Consider the following 15,665-nt stretch of genomic DNA (forward strand, 5'->3'; position numbering starts at 1 on the left):
GGAGCTCATGACCCTCTCTTCGCCGGTGCGCTACTTGATTCGCTGTGTGGCGCTGGCCTATCTCGCGTTGTTACTCATCGTGCCGGTCGCGTTGATCCTCTGGCGCACGTTCGCGCCGGGCTTCGGCCAATTCTTCGCTTGGGTGAGCACTCCGGCCGCGGTGTCAGCGTTGCAGTTGTCGCTGCTGGTGGTCGCGATCGTGGTACCGCTGAACGTGATCTTCGGTATACCCACGGCATTGATGCTGGCCCGCAGCAGGTTCCGCAGCAAAGGCGTGTTGCAGGCCATCATCGACCTGCCGTTCGCCGTCTCACCGGTGATCGTCGGTGTGGCGCTGATCGCGCTGTGGGGGTCGGCCGGCGTGCTCGGTTTCGTCGAAAACGATTTCGGACTCAAGATCATCTTCGGTCTACCCGGCATCGTGCTGGCCAGCATCTTCGTCACCCTGCCATTCGTGGTGCGCGAGGTCGAACCAGTGCTGCATGAGCTGGGAACCGATCAGGAGGAGGCCGCCGCGACGCTGGGCTCGTCGTGGTGGCAGACGTTCTGGCGGGTCACCCTGCCGTCGATCCGGTGGGGCCTGACCTACGGCGTGGTGCTGACGATCGCCCGCACACTCGGCGAATACGGTGCTGTGCTCATCGTGTCGTCGAACCTGCCGGGACAGTCGCAGACATTGACCCTGTTGGTATCGGACCGCTACAACCGGGGCGCCGAATACGGTGCCTACGCACTGTCGACGCTGTTGATGTCGGTGTCGGTGCTGGTGCTGATTGTCCAGGTGGTGCTGGACGCGCGGCGCTCTGGTAAGGAGACGATATGACCGCTCAAGAGTCTGACGCGATCATCGTGCGGGGCGCCAACAAGCGGCACGGTGACTTCGTCGCACTCGACAACGTCGACTTTACGGTGCCCGCGGGCTCGCTCACGGCGCTGCTGGGACCCAGCGGTTCGGGCAAGTCGACGCTGCTGCGCGCCATCGCCGGACTCGATCAGCCCGACACCGGGACCGTGACGATCAACGGTCGCGACGTCACCGGGGTGCCGCCGCAGCAGCGCGGAATCGGGTTCGTGTTCCAGCACTATGCGGCGTTCAAGCATCTGACGGTCCGCGACAACGTCGCATTCGGATTGAAGATCCGCCGGCGCCCCAAGGCCGAGATCAAGCAGAAGGTGGACAACCTGCTCGAAGTGGTGGGGCTCAGCGGTTTTCAGACCCGTTACCCCAATCAGCTCTCCGGTGGTCAGCGCCAGCGCATGGCGCTGGCGCGCGCATTGGCGGTCGACCCACAAGTGTTGCTGCTCGACGAGCCGTTCGGTGCGCTGGACGCCAAGGTTCGGGAGGATTTGCGGGCCTGGCTGCGCCGATTACACGACGAAGTGCATGTCACCACGGTGCTGGTGACGCACGACCAGGCCGAGGCGCTCGACGTCGCCGACCGTATCGCGGTGCTCAACAAGGGCCGCATCGAGCAAGTGGGGTCGCCGGCCGAGGTCTACGACGCGCCCGTCAACGCGTTCGTGATGTCGTTTCTGGGGGCGGTGTCCTCACTGAACGGAACCCTGGTGCGCCCGCATGACATCCGGGTTGGTCGCAGCCCCGACATGAAGATCTTCGCCAGTGACGCCGCCGCGCGGTCCACCGGCATCATTCGGGCCACCATCGACCGGGTGGTGATGCTGGGCTTCGAGGTGCGGGTCGAGTTGACCAGTGCCGCTACCGGCGGCCAATTCACCGCGCAGATCACCCGCGGTGACGCCGAGGCGCTGGGCCTCAAAGAGGGGGACACCGTCTATGTCGGGGCCACCCGGGTGCCGCCGATCTCCTTTGAGCTCCATCCAGACCGGGCTGACGCCCTGACCTGACGCGGCTTTGCGCCGAGATCGACGTCAGCGCGACCGCTACTCGAACTTTCGCCCGCTAACGTCGATTTCGGCGCAGCAAGTCAAGCAGCCATAACCTCGGCCAACGCCGCGTCGTAGCGGTCCAACACCGTCGCGGCCACCAACCGATGCGCGCCCAACGGCGCCGCCATCGGAATGTCCTCGCCGCGTGCGTATTCCGCCATTCGATCGAGCAGTCGCCCTGGCGCCAAAAACCACGGCGCGATCACCAGCCGTTCGGCCCCGTCCCGCCGCAATGCCTCGACAGCTTCCGCCAGCCTCGGCCCGGGTCCGGTCGCGAACGCCGTCGTCGCACCCGCCCAACGGGTGCCCGACGCCAGCCGTACAGCAACGGAAGCCGTGCGCGCGTTCGCCGCGACATGAGAAGACCCGATCGCCGCCACCACGACGCCGAGATTCGGCTCGTGCCCGCAAATCCCTACTTCGGCAAGTCTTTCGCGCAGGACGGCCACCAGTCGCTCGTCGTCGCCGAGCACCTCGGCTTGACGCACCTCGCTGAAATCCGCGATTTGCCTGGGGATATCCATCCGCGCGTGATAGGCGTCGGCCAGCAAGAACGGTGTCACCACCGCGCCCGGGCTGAGCACCTCGGGCAGCCTTGGTGAGTTCAGCTCGCAGAACGCCACGCGCACATCCAGGCCTGGCCGCAGCCGCCGCAGCCGACCGGCGACGGCGTGCGCATTGGCGGCTGAACGCGGATCGGCGCTGCCGTGTGCGGCCAACACCAGGGTTGTCACGAGGCGTGCAACCCGCATTCGATCTTGCCGGTGCCTTGCCACCGTCCGCTGCGCGGATCGGCGCCGTCAGCCACCTTCGCCGTGCACGGAGCACAACCGATCGACGGATAGCCTTCGTAGACAAGGGGATTCACCAGCACATCGTTTTCGGCGATGTAGTCGTCCATGTCCTGGTCGGTCCACGCGGCCAGCGGATTGATCTTCACCAGCTTGAACGCCTCGTCGAAGCTGATGAATGGGGCGTTGGCTCGGGTGGGCGCCTCGACCCGGCGCAACCCGGTCACCCAGGCCGAGTAGCCGCGCAGCGCCTTGGCCAGCGGCTCCACCTTGCGCAGCCGGCAGCATTCGTTGGGTTCGCGGGCGAACAGGTCCTTGCCCAACAGCGCATCCTGCTCGGCGACGGTTTGCTCGGGCGTGACGTTGAGCACCCGCACGTCGTAGACCGCCTCCACCGCGTCGCGGGTGCCGATGGTCTCCACGAAGTGATAACCGGTGTCCAAGAACAGCACCGGCACACCCGGGCGCACTTTGGCCGCCAGGTCGACCAGTACCGCGTCCTGCATGTTGGAGGCCACCACGTAATTACAGGTCGCCGCCCCGCGCGGGCCGTGGACGCCGCCGAAGTTCTCGTCGGTCCAGCGCAGCAGGTCGGTGGCGCTGGCGCCGTCCATCTCCGCCGCGCCACGCGCGGCCAGCTCCCGCAGTTCTGCCTCAGTGAAGTTCATCGCAGGTCCGCCTCGTCGGCACGGGCCGCCCAGCTGGCGAACCGCTCGCCCTCGTCGCGTTGTTTGACAAAGTTGCGCACCACCCGGTCGATGTAGTCGGGCAGTTCATCGCTGGTGACCTTGTGCTGGCGCAGTTTGCGGCCGAACCCGCTGTCGAGACCGAGGCTGCCACCCAGGTGTACCTGGAAGCCCTCGACCGAGCCGCCGTGGCCGTCGTCAACCATCTGGCCTTTGAAACCGATGTCGGCCACTTGAATTCGCGCACACGAGTTGGGGCAGCCGTTGATGTTGATGCTGATCGGGACATCGAGTTGGGCGTTGATGTCTTCCAGCTTTCGCTCCAACTCGGGCACCAGCACCTGGGAGCGCCCACGGGTCTCCGCGAACGACAGCTTGCAGAATTCGATTCCGCTGCACGCCATCAGGTTTCGACGCCAGTGTGACGGCCGCGATGGCAGGCCCAGTGCGTCCAGGCCGGCGATCGTCTCGTCGAGCATGGCGTCAGGGACGTCGAGAATGATCAGCTTCTGATACGCCGTGAAACGGGCCCGGTCGGATCCGGCGCGCTCCATGAGGTCGGCCACCGCCGACAGGGTGCTGCCGGAGACCCGCCCGGCGATCGGGGCCACCCCGATGGCATTGAGTCCGTTCTTGAGCCGCTGCACGCCGACGTGGTCGATGGGATGCTTGACCGGCTCGGGAGCGGGACCGTCGATCAGCGGCCGCTTGAGGTATTCGGTCTCGAGCACTTCGCGGAACTTTTCGACGCCCCAGTCCTTGATCAGGAACTTCAGCCGGGCCTTGGACCGCAGCCGCCGGTAGCCATAGTCGCGGAACACCGAGGTGACGGCCTCCCACACATCGGGCACCTCGTCCAGCGGCACCCAGACGCCGACCCGTTGGGCCAGCATCGGATTCGTGGACAGCCCGCCGCCGACCCACAGGTCCAGGCCCGGGCCGTGCTCGGGGTGGTTGACCCCGACAAACGACACGTCGTTGAGCTCGTGTGCGACATCCTGCAGGCCGGATACCGCCGTTTTGTACTTGCGCGGCAGGTTCGCGTACTCGGGTTTGCCGATGTAGCGCCGCACGATCTCGTCGAGGGCGGGGCTGGCGTCGAGCACCTCGTCGAGCGAGTCACCGGCCAGCGGCGAACCGAGCATGCCGCGCGGGCAGTCCCCGCAGGCCTCGGTGGTCTGCAGGCCGACCGCTTCCAGCCGCCGCCAGATCTCCGGGACGTTCTCGATCTCGATCCAGTGAAATTGCACGTTTTCCCGATCCGAGATGTCGGCGGTGTCTCGTGCGAATTCGGTCGAGACCTGCCCCAGCGTGCGCAGCGCTGTGACCGACAACGGCTTGCCGTCGGTGCGCACCCGCATCATGAAGTAACGGGCCTCGAGCAGGTCTGCGTTGTCGTCGCCGGTCCAGGTGCCGTCATAGCCCTCCGCGCGCTGGGTGTAGAGCCCCAGCCAGCGGAACCGGCCACGCAGATCGGTCTTGTCGATGCTGTCGAAACCCTGCTTGGCGTAGATGTTTTCGACGCGGGCTCGCACGTTGAGCGGGGCGTCGTCGAACTTGAGCTGCTCGGTGGCATTGAGCGGTTCACGCTCATTGAGCGCCCACTGGCCCTCGCTGCGGGTTTTGGCGGGTCCCGCGGGGCGGGTGGTCGTCATTCGGCGGTCTCCTTATGCGGAGGGCCGGCTGGGAACGCGCACATCACCGGTTGCTGTCCGGCGGCGCAGATCCGCGGCCAGCTGCAAGTACAGGGTGGGCGGGTCTACGACATCAAGGCAGACAGCGACAGCTGCAGACGCGCTTGAGATCGATGTGCCGACGCGCCACCAAGGCAATACGGAGCTGGCTGCGGTGGGCGGCGGTCACCCGGCCATTGTGCCATGGATGCCGAAAAGCCATCCGACCGGGTCGGAATTGTGATCACCGTGAGCAAAAATCGCTCGGATGTGACCGTTTCGGTCGCGAATGTGCTGGCTGAAGAACAGACAGAACAGATAGGTGGCTGCAATGGAAAGTCCGGGAGATGCCGCATTGCCCGACGGCAGTGACGAAAAACACGCCGTGGGCCGGCGCCGCCGCTGGGTCGCCGCTGTCGCCCTGGCCGCGGTACTGGCCGGTGCCGGGGGATATTTTGCCTGGTCGTGGGATGAACGACATCAAAAGGACGTCGCGGCGTCTCAAGCTTCGAGCGTGGCCAACAAGTACGTCCTCACGTTGATCAACCTCGACAGCAAGTCGATGGACTCGAGCATCAAAGAAATCCTGGCCAACTCCACCGGTGAATTCAAAGCCCGGTACGGCAAGTCGAATGGGGTGCTGCGCATGATGTTGCTGGATCACGATGCAACGACCCACGGCACCATCGTCGATTCGACGGTCCGGTCGGCCACTCCCAGCAGAGTTGAGCTCGTGTACGACGTTGAGCAGGCGGTGAACACCTCAGACGATCCCGATCCGGAGATCGATCGAAGCCGCATCAAGATGACCATGGACAAGGTCGACGGCCGTTGGCTGGCCAGCAAGGTTGAGTTGCAATGAAAAACATCGCCGCAGTGATAACAGCCCTGAGCGCGGTGGCAGCAATCCCGACCATCGCCACCGCGGAGCCGGTCAACTGGGACGCCATCGCGCAATGCGAATCCGGTGGAAACTGGGCAGCCGACACCGGCAACGGTTTCTACGGCGGCTTGCAGATCAGTGCTCCGACGTGGCGCGCCCACGGTGGCGACGGGTTTGCCAAGTTCCCCGATGACGCCAGCCGGCTGGAGCAGATCCAAGTGGGAAAGCGGATCATGGCCGCCCAAGGGCCTGACGCGTGGCCGAAATGTTCGTCCCGCAGCAATTCGACGGTATCGCCGGTGGGTTCGCTCACCCAGATGCTGACGTTCCTGGACAGCCTGACCTGACTCGCGGTCGGGGATGAGCGGGGATGATGGGGTGGCATGACGGCCCCCTCCGCACCGGTCACCCTGCCCGACGTGCAGCTGAGGCCCGGCGCGCCGTTCGGCGTCTATCTGCACGTGCCGTTCTGCCTGACCCGGTGTGGGTACTGCGACTTCAACACCTATACGCCGGCTGAGTTGGGTGGCGTCAATCCCGACGCCTGGCTTCAGGTGTTGAGGTCGGAACTCGAGGCGGCAGCCGCGCGCCTGGGCGGGCCGACCGCGGACACGGTGTTCGTCGGCGGGGGCACCCCGTCGCTGCTGGGCAGCGCGCGGTTGTGCGCGCTGCTCGACATGGTGCGCGAGCACTTCAGCCTCGCGCCGGACGCCGAGATCACCACGGAGGCCAACCCCGAATCGACCACACCGGAAATGTTCGACGCGCTGCGGTCGGCCGGCTACACCCGCATCTCGCTGGGCATGCAGTCGGTCGCGCCGCGGGTGCTGGCCACGTTGGACCGGGTGCACTCACCGGGCCGGGCCGCGGCCGCGGCCGGCGAGGCATTGGCGGCCGGCTTCGAGCACGTCAACCTCGACTTGATCTACGGCACGCCGGGGGAGTCCGACGACGACCTGAGCCGGTCGGTGGACGCGGCCCTCGAAGCCGGCGCCGACCATGTGTCGGCGTACTCGCTGATCGTCGAGGACGGCACCGCGCTGGCCCGACGCATCCGGCGCGGCGAGCTGGCCCCTCCCGACGACGACGTTCTCGCGCAGCGTTACGAGCTGGTCGACGCGCGGCTGCGCGACGCCGGCATGGACTGGTATGAGGTGTCGAACTGGAGCCGCCCGGGGGCAGAGTGCCGGCACAACATCGGGTACTGGAACGGGGGGCAGTGGTGGGGGGCCGGCCCCGGAGCGCACAGCTTCGTCGGCGCAACCCGGTGGTGGAATGTCAAACACCCCAATACGTATGCGCAGCGACTGGCCGAGACAGCGCTGCCGGTGGCCGGTTTCGAACAACTCAGCGTCGATGACATGCACACCGAGGACGTGATGCTGCGGATTCGGCTGCGCCGGGGTTTGCCGCTCGAGTTGCTGGACACCGACGAGCGTGCCCGCGCCGCAACCGCTGTCGACGACGGGCTGCTGGCCGCCCAAGGCGAGGCGCTGGTGCTCACCGATCGTGGAAGGCTACTGGCCGACGCGGTGGTGCGCACGCTGCTAGGGTGAGCCGGTGGTAGCGCCACCTGCACAGGCTGAAAGCCCGGCGCGGCTCGCACGGCGTGAGCAAATCCTGCAGGCCGCTCGGGCGGTCATCGAAGAGTATGGCCCGGACGCATTGACCGGGCAGATCGCCGAGCGGGCCGGATTGGCCCGGCCCAATGTGTACCGACACTTTTCGAGCAAAGACGAACTCGACCTGGCGGTAGCCCGCAGCGCATACCGGGAATTGCGAGCCGAAGTCCTCAAACGGGTGGATTTGAGCGGATCACCGCGTGAGGTGATCCGCGCGCCGATCGCGGCCCAGGCGGTTTGGGCCGACACTCATCCCAACCTGTACCGGTTTCTCGTCAGCCGCGGCTACCAGCGCAGTTCGCATCGGCGCAACTCCGAAGGGCATGACTTCATGGCCCAACTCGCTGAGGTCGGGGCACGTTATTTCCCGCGTTTTGGTGACAACCCCGATACTGCGGTCGCGATCGTGGTGGGACTGACCGGAATGATCAACGCGTCGATTCTGGACTGGCTGAGCCGGCGAGCCGATACGCGTGAGCAGCTGATCGACCGACTCACCACCCACGCCTGGCTGATCATCGACCATTACCTTCGTGAAATCGGGGTCTGCCTCGACCCTGTCGCCCAGATACGGCACAACGACTCAGTACAGGGGTGACCACGCGGACGTCCGCAAGAGCCGGCTTTCCCACTGATCGCGGTACTGGAGCGCATCGAACATGTAACTGCCCGGTGCACGGCGCTCGACAGGAAGGTCGGTCGTCAGCAGGTGCATGAGCGCCTCGTAGTTGTTGGACGGGTCGATTTTCTGCCACAGCATGGCCTCGCGTCGTTTGTAACTGCCATGTGCGACCTGAAAGCAGCCCTGGATCTCGAGCACCCGCATGCCCGGGGGTGCCTGCGACATGGGGCGGTAGTAGATCTCGTCCCAGCAGCGGATGTAGTCGTCCAGCGGGGCGTGCGGCCATCCGGTGTCTTCCATGAACAGGCTCAACGGGTGGGTCGCACCGTCGGTGGGCACGCTGGCCAAGTCCACCTCTTGTAGCGGCGACCAGTCGACGGGCAGCAGGATCTTTCCCGTCACGTCGTGGCGCAAACTGTCCAGCTCGCGCGCCCAGGCAGCCAGGTCGCCCTGCTGAACGCGACGGGCCAGGTTCTCCCACGCCGCACCATCGGCGATGCCGGTGATGGTGACGACGTTGTAGGACACACCCGTGCCGTGCGCGTGGTTGGTGTACCAGAGCAGCCGGGCGTTGTCCTCCTGCGCGAGGGTGGGCATCCAGCCCTCTCGATAGGCAGCTTCGAAGTCGTCCTCGTGCGCGCCGACGACCTTGTGTGTCTCATGCAGGAACAGCACGGCAACTCATTCCTCTCTCGCGTCTCTCGCGGTGATCAGCGCGGCCAGTGTGCGCCGGTTGACCTTGCCGGTCTCGGTGTAGGGGATGTGGTCCACGATTTTCAGCCGTTCGGGAAGCTTGAAGTACGCGAGCAGTTCCCGGCAGTGCGATCGCAACTCCTCGAGTGTCACCGGAAAGCGAGCCACCACTGCGGCGCCGACTCGCTGGCCCATCTCGACGTCGTCGATTCCGGCGACGGCCACATCGCTGACCGCCGGGTGGCTGCGCAGCGCTTCCTCGACCTCGACCGGACCGAACTTCTCACCACCGCGGTTGATGGTGTCTTTAAGCCGGCCGCTCGGATAGATGTAGCCGTCGGAATCTTGGCGGGCGAGATCACCTGTGCGCAGCCAACCTTCGCCGACGTTCTGGGTGGTGCTCACCCACAGCTCGCCGACCGCTCCCGTCTCGACATCGGCTTCGGTGTCGGGGTCGACCACCCGGACCTCGACTCCGGGAAGTGGTCGGCCGACGGATCCCGCTCGGCGTGGGTCGTGATGATCGTCGGGCAGCAGCGTCGTGTACGCGCCCAGGGTTTCTGTCTGCCCAAAGACGTTGGCGAAAGCCACCTTTGGCAGCGCCGTCATGGCCCGCTGTACCAGGTCGATTGGTGCCGCGGCCGCCCCGTACGCGATGGCGGTCAGCGACGACAGGTCGGTGCGGGCGAACTCGGGATGGTCGAGGATCCGCTGAAGCATCGTGGGCACCAGAAAGGTCGATGTGACCCGGTGTTCTTGCACCAGGCGCAACCACTCTCCGGCGTCGAACCGATCCTGAACCACCTGCGTGTTGCCCGAATACAGGCTGCCGAGCATGCCGATGGCGCCACCGACATGGAAGAACGGCACGCACATCATCGCCACGGCGGGTGGCGAGTCCGCCCGGAAGGGCGTCGCGAACCCGCGGATTCGTGCACTCAGTTGCCGGTGGCTGATGCCGACCGCTTTGGGCAATCCGGTCGTGCCGCTGGTGAACAGAACCAAGGCTTCGCGATCGCCGACGTCCTCGGCCGGCGGCGCGCTACCCCCACCGTCACCCAATTGGTCGACAGTCGAGAACACCTTGGCCGCACTCGCGTCACTGAGCCGCTGGGCATACCTTTGACCGGCAACTCCCGCCTCGGCGCAGTTGGTGTCGGTCGACAGCACTCGTAGCTCTGAGGGCGTGAGCGCGGGATTCATCAGCGCCGCGGCCGCACCGATCCGGGCCGCCGCGAGCATCGTTGCGATCGACAGCTGGCTTCCGCCGTCAACGACCGCTATCCGCCGCCCGGCCATCCCGTTTGCGGCCAGACCGGCGGCGCAGCGTTCGACTGCCGTGGCAAGTTCGCCGTAGCTGATGGCGCGCCCGTCGATGATCAGCGCGGCGCGGGCGGGATCGCCGGCTGCGGCGGCCTCGTGAATCGTGCCGATATTCATGTGGTGTCAGTACAGCGGCGACCAGGCGGAGGTGCGCAGCAGCCGACTCGTCCACTGATCGCGAAGATCAAGGGCGTCATGCATCCAGCTGCCCGGCGCGCGGTGCTCGGGAGCGGTCTCGGTACGAAGCAGATTCAGCAGTGCCTCTGGTTGATTGATGCGCTGCATCAAGGTGACTTCACGGCGCAGCTGACTGCCCAACGCGGGTTGAAAGGCACCCTGAATGGTCAGCATGGCTGCCGGTCGGTCCAAACTCTTGGCGTACACCTCACCGCAGCGGTCGATGTATTCGGCGAACTTATCCGCATACGGCCACATGGTGTCTTCCATATAGAGCGTCAGCTCGTGCTCTCGCCCATCGATGGGCACCTGGTCGAGCGGAATGTCCTGAAGCGGTGACCACGCAAGTGGCACAAGCAGTTTGGCCTCGACGTCGTAGCGGAGCCGGTCCAGGTCGCGCATCCACTGTCGCAGATCGCCCTTTTGCACCCGCAGAGCCAGGCGTTCCCATGCCGGTCCGTCACGGACCGCCGTGACGGTGACGACCGTGTAGGACGGACCGCTGCCGTGGGCGTGGTTGGTGTACCAGAGCAGCCGCGCCTCATCGCCGGCGCCGAGCATCGGCATCCAGCCGTCGCGAAATGCGGCCTCGAACTTGTTCTCGCAGCGCCCGCGCACCTTGTGCACCTCATGCATGAACAGCATGGGCAGACCGTAATCCTGACGCCGCACTGTGTCCATGACTGTGGCAGGATTCTTCGACGTGATAACCGGCGTGGCTCACACCGGCGTGTGCGTTCCGGATTGCGAGGCAGCGGTCGCCTTCTACCGCGATGTACTGGGCCTGCGCGTGTTGTCCCCTCCCTATGTGATGGACGATGACGGAATCCGAAAAGACATGGGCGAGTTGGTGTCTGATCCACGAATGAAGGCCGCAATCGTCGGATTCGACGGCGACGGAGACCGGGTGCTCGAGGTGATCGAATACCTGGCTGTGGACGGGAGCCAGCAGCGCACCAACTTGACCGACCACGGGCTGTCGCATGTCGGACTCATCTGTGACGACATCGACGCCACCCGGGCCGAGCTGGAAAGCCGGGGTGTGCGCTTTCTAGCCGACGGCATCGCTGAGGTGGCGCGGGTGCGAACGACATGGTTCGTTGACCCGTGGGGGGTGGTGTTCATCTTGGTCGAGAAGAGTCGGCCAGAGCGTCCGTATTTCGCGCAGTGGGGCTGAAACCGGCTGTTGCGATCATCGGTGCCGGCGCGGGCGGCATCGCGATGGGGATTCAGCTCGCCGACGGGGGCTATGACTTCACCATCTTCGACCGCGCCGACGGATTCGGTGGAACTTGGCGGCACAATACGTTTCCCGGCGCTGCCTGTGACGTGCCATCACACCTCTACTCGTTTTCCTTCGCCCTTAATCCGCGGTGGAGCAAGACATATGCCAACCAGCCCGAGATCCTCGAATACCTCGAAAAAGTTGCGCTCGACTATCAGCTGGACCGGCATCTGTGCGCCAACACCCGCGTCGACACACTGCGGTGGTCAGACACCGCCCGACGCTGGACGCTGATCACCGATAGCGGAGCGGAGTACGAATTCGATGCCGTGGTGAGCGCGGTCGGGATGCTCGATGTGCCAAATGTTCCCGCGATTCCGAGGGCGGAGCTGTTTCGCGGCCGCCGGTTTCACTCCTCGCGATGGGATCACAGCAAGTCCACGGCCGGCGAGCGGGTCGCCTCGATCGGCACCGGCGCCAGCGCCGTCCAGTACGTTCCGGCGATCGCCGCCGAGACGGCCCGGCTCATCGTCTTTCAGCGAACCCCGATCTGGATATCGCCGCGATTCGATTTCTCTTTCACCGCAGAACAACACGAGCTGTTCGAGCGTGACCCGAGTGCGGCAAAGAAGTTGCGCGACGAGGCCTTCGACGCCTACGAGTCGTCGAGTTTCGCGGTCGATGCGGCACAGACCCGCGAGGCGACCGAGCTTGCTCGCAGCTATCTGATGCGCAAGGTGGCCGATCCCGAGTTGCGCGCCAAGCTGCTGCCGGATTACCCGGTCGGCTGCAAGCGCCCACTGATGTCGCGCGACTGGTTTCCCACCTTCGCGCTGCCCCATGTGCATCTGGAAACGTCGCCCATCGTCGAGTTCACCGAGCGCGGATTGCGCACTGCCGACGGTGTCGAGCATGAGGTCGACACGGTGATCTATGGCACCGGTTTCAAGGCCGCCGATTACCTGGCCAGTCTCGATGTGTACGGATCAGCCGGCCGTCGCCTGCATGACGAATGGCGCGACGGCGCCGAGGCCTATCTCGGAACGCTGGTAGCCGGATACCCGAACCTCTTCATCCTGTACGGGCCAAACACCAACGGCGTCAACTCGATACTGTTCATCCACGAGGTGCAGACGGCCTTCGTCCGCCGGTTATTGGACTTCATGGCTGAGCGCAAGGCGCGGACGATAGAGGTGACAGCCGAGGCGCAGAACCGGTACAACGCCGAGATCCAGGAGGCGATGACCGGCACGGTATGGCTGGCGAACTGCAATAACTACTACCGCCATCCCAGCGGCAAAATCGTCACCCAGTTGCCGTTCAGCGGCAACACCTTCGCCGAGCGCACCCGTGAGTTGGCGCTCGACGATTACCTGCTGCGGCATTAGTTGGCGGTGTTGTCGGACCGGTTGTTTATGATTCGAACATGTGTTCGAGTAGTCGTGAGGAGATCGTGGGGGTCTTCGACGCGCTGGATGCCGCCCTCAAACGCGCCCTGGACCTGACGTTCGAGGTGTTGACCGTCCCGGAGTCGTTGGCGATGCTGGCGCGCTGCGAGAAGCTGCGCCGTCAGTTGCCGGCGGTGGAGCATCCGTTGATCAACCAGCTCGGCGAGCACGCCGATGAGGCCGAGTTGGGTGGGCGGTTGGGTGCGGTGTTGGCCGAGCGGTTGCGCATCACCCGCGCGGAGGCCAACCGGCGCATCGGGGAGGCCGCCGACCTGGGGCCGCGGCGCGCCATGACCGGTGAACCGCTGGAGCCGGTGTTGGCGGCGAGTGCGGCTGCGCAGCGCGCCGGTGCGATCGGGGGCGGGCATGTGGCGGTGATCCGCCGGTTTTATCACCGGTGCCCGAGGCGGTCGACATTGATACCGCCGGGCACGCCGAGGCCCAGCTGGCCGCGCACGGCGAGGAGTTTCGCCCCGATGAGCTGGCCATGTTGGCCGATCGGCTCACCGATTGTTTGAACCCGGACGGGGATTTCACCGACACCGATCGGGCGCGGCGGCGCGGCCTGGTGCTGGGCCGCCAAGACGGCGAGGGGATGTCGAAGATCAGCGGGTATCTGACCCCGCAGGCGCGCGCCACCGTGGAGGCGGTGTTCGCCAAGCTGGCCGCCCCGGGCATGTGCAACCCCGACGACCAGACCCCGTGCGTGGACGCGGCCCCACCGCAAACAGCCGTGGCGGCCGACACCCGCAGCACGGCCCAGCGCCCGATTCATGACGCCCGTGTCGTTGACGATGTCGCGGCTAAGCTTGCAGCGCAATCATATTGGCATCGCAAAGAGCGGGCACTCGATAGCATCAAAGACACACCCAAGACAATCCAAGCAGTTAGGGATTTGATTTCGACGGCGGACGATACCCAGGTGCCTGTCCTGGCCGAGGAGCTGGGCGACTACCTGGCGAGCCGGAGCATGCCGACCGACTGGTTGCCGGATGCGCTCGCGGCGAAGTTGCCAGGGCTAGCTGATTCGCAGGCAGACAGGATGTCAAGGAGTGACAGCGTGACATTCTGCTTGCGAGCCATCAAAAGCTCACGCATGCAATGGAAGCCGACACCGCCGCGCCGCCGCTGCTTGATCCAGCCGATGTCACGGGTGAGCCGTATTCGGGCAGATAATAGTGATTGATGACCACTCCGACCTGATCGCGGAACGCGACAGGCTCCAAGCCGAGGTGGCGCAGCTGCGCGTGAGCCTCGACACTGGCGTTCCGGCTTCGATGCTGTCTGAGGCCACCACCGAAGACGAGGCGCGAGCGATCGCAGATAAGCATTGGCGTGGCGGGCCGAAGCACCGCAACCGCAGCCGGCGCTAGCCGCTACGGCCTATCGCGTAGGCCAGATCAGCCGGGAGCAATTGCGCGACCTCAGTCCCGAGCAGGTCAGAGCCGCCCACCGCCATGGCCGTCTGCAAAGCATCGGCGCACCACCACCGCCGCAATAGATGCAGCAATCAGCCGTTGCCCGCGCTTTTGAAGAAACCGCCCAGAAAGCCCTCTCGAAGCGGTATCACTGTGGCATGGCTAAAAAGAAGAAGGACGACGTCACCGAGGTTACCGACGTCACCGATTTCATCGAGGAGACGTTCAAATTCTCGGAGGAAGATAACGTCCTTTTTCGGGGCCAAAGGCAGACCAGCTGGGATCTTAAACCGTCGTTGGCGCGGATAAAGATACGTAATCCAGCAGATACTCCGGAGTCGGTCGAGCAGGCGCTGATGGGGGGTTTCATCGGCAATACTTGCCTCATGTGACCCGAGAGCTGAAAGACGAATGGGACGTACTGGCAGTGGCCCGGCATCATGGCCTACTCACCAGGCTGCTCGATTGGTCAACGAATCCGTTGGTTGCGCTCTGGTTCGCCGTTCGTGCACCGGCCGAGGATGAACCGGGAGCGGTGTTCATGTTTGAGCCCAAGAGCGATGACTTTGCAGCCGACCACGAGCGAAAAGGTTCTCCGTATCAAGTCACTCGAACACGCTTTTTTCAGCCAAGCCACATGACCGCACGAATAGTGGCGCAGTCTGGTTGGCACTCCGTCACTGCTTGGAGCGAAGCCGCTAACGAGTTCACCGCACTCGATCAACTTCCGCTCTACAAGGACAGGATCAAGCGGATACATATTCCCCCGGATCGCTTCCCGTGGATACGATCCGATCTGGACCGGTTAGCGATCAACGAGGTGACGCTCTTCCCGGACCTCGTCGGTCTTTGTACGCATCTGAACTGGTTCCACACCCTACTTGCGGACGAGTCCGACGAGACGACCTAGCACACCCGACCTGCGCACGTCACCACCTGTCAACTCGACCCTGGGACCGGGGAAGCCCCCAGGTCGATGGCCGCGCCGATGGCCGAAAACCATCACCGCATAGCAAGCGAACGCGACCTGTCGCGCTGGATGGACGAAAACGCCTACGTATCTTGGCTGCCCATTCCCGATCCTTGGCTTTTAGAGACTCATCTCCTGGAAACGTTGGATCTCCCGCTGAATGTCGGCTGCCAGGTGAATGGGACCACTTCAGTGCTGGTTTTGCCATGAGCATGGGACCACCTGT

19 protein-coding genes and 1 pseudogene are annotated in these 15,665 nt (G+C 64.8%); 13 read left to right on the forward strand and 7 right to left on the reverse strand.

Features of this window, described 5'->3' with window-relative positions:
• Window positions 1–7: 7 nt before the first annotated feature.
• Both cysW and MSP7336_RS14410 read left to right on the forward strand, forming a co-directional pair.
• Window positions 8–823 carry a sulfate ABC transporter permease subunit CysW gene (gene cysW / locus MSP7336_RS14405; RefSeq protein WP_113963987.1) on the forward strand — a complete coding sequence of 272 codons (816 nt, stop codon included), beginning with the start codon at window positions 8–10 and terminating at the stop codon, window positions 821–823.
• Window positions 820–1,866 (forward strand): sulfate/molybdate ABC transporter ATP-binding protein, encoded by a 1,047-nt coding sequence (locus MSP7336_RS14410; RefSeq protein WP_113963988.1) that lies wholly within the window; start codon window positions 820–822, stop codon window positions 1,864–1,866. The genes cysW and MSP7336_RS14410 overlap by 4 nt, the downstream gene beginning before the upstream one ends.
• A gap of 80 nt (window positions 1,867–1,946) precedes the next feature.
• Here the strand turns inward: MSP7336_RS14410 and MSP7336_RS14415 are convergent, their stop codons facing one another.
• From MSP7336_RS14415 to MSP7336_RS24685, 4 genes are all read right to left on the reverse strand, one after another.
• Window positions 1,947–2,660 carry a sirohydrochlorin chelatase gene (locus MSP7336_RS14415; RefSeq protein WP_113963989.1) on the reverse strand — a complete coding sequence of 238 codons (714 nt, stop codon included), beginning with the start codon at window positions 2,658–2,660 and terminating at the stop codon, window positions 1,947–1,949.
• Window positions 2,639–3,367 (reverse strand): phosphoadenylyl-sulfate reductase, encoded by a 729-nt coding sequence (locus tag MSP7336_RS14420; RefSeq protein WP_113963990.1) that lies wholly within the window; start codon window positions 3,365–3,367, stop codon window positions 2,639–2,641. Before MSP7336_RS14420 ends, MSP7336_RS14415 begins: the two co-directional genes overlap by 22 nt.
• On the reverse strand, window positions 3,364–5,040 hold the full coding sequence (locus tag MSP7336_RS14425) for a nitrite/sulfite reductase (protein WP_069394614.1): 1,677 nt from the start codon (window positions 5,038–5,040) through the stop codon (window positions 3,364–3,366). Before MSP7336_RS14425 ends, MSP7336_RS14420 begins: the two co-directional genes overlap by 4 nt.
• Before the next feature lie 112 nt (window positions 5,041–5,152).
• Complete coding sequence (locus MSP7336_RS24685) at window positions 5,153–5,281, reverse strand: Ms4527A family Cys-rich leader peptide (RefSeq protein ID WP_372507670.1); 129 nt, start codon at window positions 5,279–5,281, stop codon at window positions 5,153–5,155.
• A gap of 108 nt (window positions 5,282–5,389) precedes the next feature.
• Here MSP7336_RS24685 and MSP7336_RS14435 point away from each other — a divergent pair, with 108 nt between their 5' ends.
• The 4 genes from MSP7336_RS14435 to MSP7336_RS14450 are packed head-to-tail and all read left to right on the forward strand — an operon-like array spanning window position 5,390 to window position 8,161.
• The gene (locus MSP7336_RS14435) at window positions 5,390–5,920 is read left to right on the forward strand and encodes a hypothetical protein (RefSeq protein ID WP_113963991.1); all 531 of its coding nucleotides are present in this window, start codon (window positions 5,390–5,392) and stop codon (window positions 5,918–5,920) included.
• The gene (locus MSP7336_RS14440; RefSeq protein ID WP_069394615.1) at window positions 5,917–6,288 is read left to right on the forward strand and encodes a transglycosylase family protein; all 372 of its coding nucleotides are present in this window, start codon (window positions 5,917–5,919) and stop codon (window positions 6,286–6,288) included. Before MSP7336_RS14435 ends, MSP7336_RS14440 begins: the two co-directional genes overlap by 4 nt.
• Window positions 6,289–6,324: 36 nt before the next feature.
• Complete coding sequence (gene hemW, locus MSP7336_RS14445) at window positions 6,325–7,497, forward strand: radical SAM family heme chaperone HemW (RefSeq protein ID WP_069394616.1); 1,173 nt, start codon at window positions 6,325–6,327, stop codon at window positions 7,495–7,497.
• A gap of 4 nt (window positions 7,498–7,501) precedes the next feature.
• Window positions 7,502–8,161: a TetR/AcrR family transcriptional regulator gene (locus MSP7336_RS14450; protein ID WP_069394617.1), complete on the forward strand. Its 660-nt coding sequence runs from the start codon at window positions 7,502–7,504 to the stop codon at window positions 8,159–8,161.
• Here MSP7336_RS14450 and MSP7336_RS14455 read toward each other — a convergent pair.
• From MSP7336_RS14455 to MSP7336_RS14465, 3 genes are read right to left on the reverse strand one after another with little or no spacing between them, the layout of a single operon-like run.
• A complete protein-coding gene (locus MSP7336_RS14455; protein ID WP_069394618.1) occupies window positions 8,147–8,860 on the reverse strand; it encodes a hypothetical protein in 714 nt (237 codons plus the stop codon). The genes MSP7336_RS14450 and MSP7336_RS14455 overlap by 15 nt on opposite strands.
• 6 nt (window positions 8,861–8,866) lie before the next feature.
• Window positions 8,867–10,318, reverse strand: a complete 1,452-nt coding sequence (locus MSP7336_RS14460; RefSeq protein WP_113963992.1) for a class I adenylate-forming enzyme family protein — start codon at window positions 10,316–10,318, stop codon at window positions 8,867–8,869.
• Between the two features lie 6 nt (window positions 10,319–10,324).
• On the reverse strand, window positions 10,325–11,023 hold the full coding sequence (locus tag MSP7336_RS14465; protein WP_069394678.1) for a hypothetical protein: 699 nt from the start codon (window positions 11,021–11,023) through the stop codon (window positions 10,325–10,327).
• Window positions 11,024–11,057: 34 nt separating this feature from the next.
• Here MSP7336_RS14465 and MSP7336_RS14470 point away from each other — a divergent pair, with 34 nt between their 5' ends.
• The 7 genes and pseudogenes from MSP7336_RS14470 (at window position 11,058) to MSP7336_RS24585 (ending at window position 15,649) form a co-directional block, all read left to right on the forward strand.
• Window positions 11,058–11,555, forward strand: a complete 498-nt coding sequence (locus tag MSP7336_RS14470; RefSeq protein WP_232320932.1) for a VOC family protein — start codon at window positions 11,058–11,060, stop codon at window positions 11,553–11,555.
• The gene (locus tag MSP7336_RS14475) at window positions 11,546–12,991 is read left to right on the forward strand and encodes a flavin-containing monooxygenase (protein WP_069394620.1); all 1,446 of its coding nucleotides are present in this window, start codon (window positions 11,546–11,548) and stop codon (window positions 12,989–12,991) included. The genes MSP7336_RS14470 and MSP7336_RS14475 overlap by 10 nt, the downstream gene beginning before the upstream one ends.
• 38 nt (window positions 12,992–13,029) lie before the next feature.
• Window positions 13,030–13,817, forward strand: a pseudogene (locus MSP7336_RS14480) (DUF222 domain-containing protein); the annotation flags it as partial.
• Between the two features lie 412 nt (window positions 13,818–14,229).
• Window positions 14,230–14,424, forward strand: a complete 195-nt coding sequence (locus MSP7336_RS14485; protein ID WP_113963750.1) for a hypothetical protein — start codon at window positions 14,230–14,232, stop codon at window positions 14,422–14,424.
• A gap of 128 nt (window positions 14,425–14,552) precedes the next feature.
• Window positions 14,553–14,861, forward strand: a complete 309-nt coding sequence (locus MSP7336_RS14490; protein ID WP_113963749.1) for a hypothetical protein — start codon at window positions 14,553–14,555, stop codon at window positions 14,859–14,861.
• Entirely contained in the window at window positions 14,858–15,379 is a 522-nt protein-coding gene (locus MSP7336_RS14495) for an FRG domain-containing protein (RefSeq protein WP_181786708.1), read from the forward strand. Before MSP7336_RS14490 ends, MSP7336_RS14495 begins: the two co-directional genes overlap by 4 nt.
• A 78-nt stretch (window positions 15,380–15,457) precedes the next feature.
• Window positions 15,458–15,649, forward strand: a complete 192-nt coding sequence (locus tag MSP7336_RS24585) for a GIY-YIG nuclease family protein (RefSeq protein WP_342353155.1) — start codon at window positions 15,458–15,460, stop codon at window positions 15,647–15,649.
• Window positions 15,650–15,665: the final 16 nt, after the last annotated feature.

The sequence above is a fragment of the Mycobacterium shimoidei genome (assembly GCF_900417275.1).
GTDB lineage: Bacteria > Actinomycetota > Actinomycetes > Mycobacteriales > Mycobacteriaceae > Mycobacterium > Mycobacterium shimoidei.

Excerpts from the sequence above, each read along its gene's own strand:
- cysW (WP_113963987.1), top strand. The coding sequence starts at position 8 with ATGACCCTCTCTTCGCCGGTGCGCTACTTGATTCGCTGTGTGGCGCTG.
- MSP7336_RS14425 (WP_069394614.1), bottom strand. The coding sequence starts at position 5,040 with ATGACGACCACCCGCCCCGCGGGACCCGCCAAAACCCGCAGCGAGGGC.
- MSP7336_RS14415 (WP_113963989.1), bottom strand. The coding sequence starts at position 2,660 with ATGCGGGTTGCACGCCTCGTGACAACCCTGGTGTTGGCCGCACACGGC.
- MSP7336_RS14460 (WP_113963992.1), bottom strand. The coding sequence starts at position 10,318 with ATGAATATCGGCACGATTCACGAGGCCGCCGCAGCCGGCGATCCCGCC.
- MSP7336_RS14465 (WP_069394678.1), bottom strand. The coding sequence starts at position 11,023 with ATGCTGTTCATGCATGAGGTGCACAAGGTGCGCGGGCGCTGCGAGAAC.
- MSP7336_RS14440 (WP_069394615.1), top strand. The coding sequence starts at position 5,917 with ATGAAAAACATCGCCGCAGTGATAACAGCCCTGAGCGCGGTGGCAGCA.
- MSP7336_RS24685 (WP_372507670.1), bottom strand. The coding sequence starts at position 5,281 with ATGGCTTTTCGGCATCCATGGCACAATGGCCGGGTGACCGCCGCCCAC.
- MSP7336_RS14420 (WP_113963990.1), bottom strand. The coding sequence starts at position 3,367 with ATGAACTTCACTGAGGCAGAACTGCGGGAGCTGGCCGCGCGTGGCGCG.
- MSP7336_RS14410 (WP_113963988.1), top strand. The coding sequence starts at position 820 with ATGACCGCTCAAGAGTCTGACGCGATCATCGTGCGGGGCGCCAACAAG.
- MSP7336_RS14435 (WP_113963991.1), top strand. The coding sequence starts at position 5,390 with ATGGAAAGTCCGGGAGATGCCGCATTGCCCGACGGCAGTGACGAAAAA.
- MSP7336_RS14490 (WP_113963749.1), top strand. The coding sequence starts at position 14,553 with ATGCAGCAATCAGCCGTTGCCCGCGCTTTTGAAGAAACCGCCCAGAAA.
- MSP7336_RS14470 (WP_232320932.1), top strand. The coding sequence starts at position 11,058 with ATGACTGTGGCAGGATTCTTCGACGTGATAACCGGCGTGGCTCACACC.
- hemW (WP_069394616.1), top strand. The coding sequence starts at position 6,325 with ATGACGGCCCCCTCCGCACCGGTCACCCTGCCCGACGTGCAGCTGAGG.
- MSP7336_RS24585 (WP_342353155.1), top strand. The coding sequence starts at position 15,458 with ATGGCCGAAAACCATCACCGCATAGCAAGCGAACGCGACCTGTCGCGC.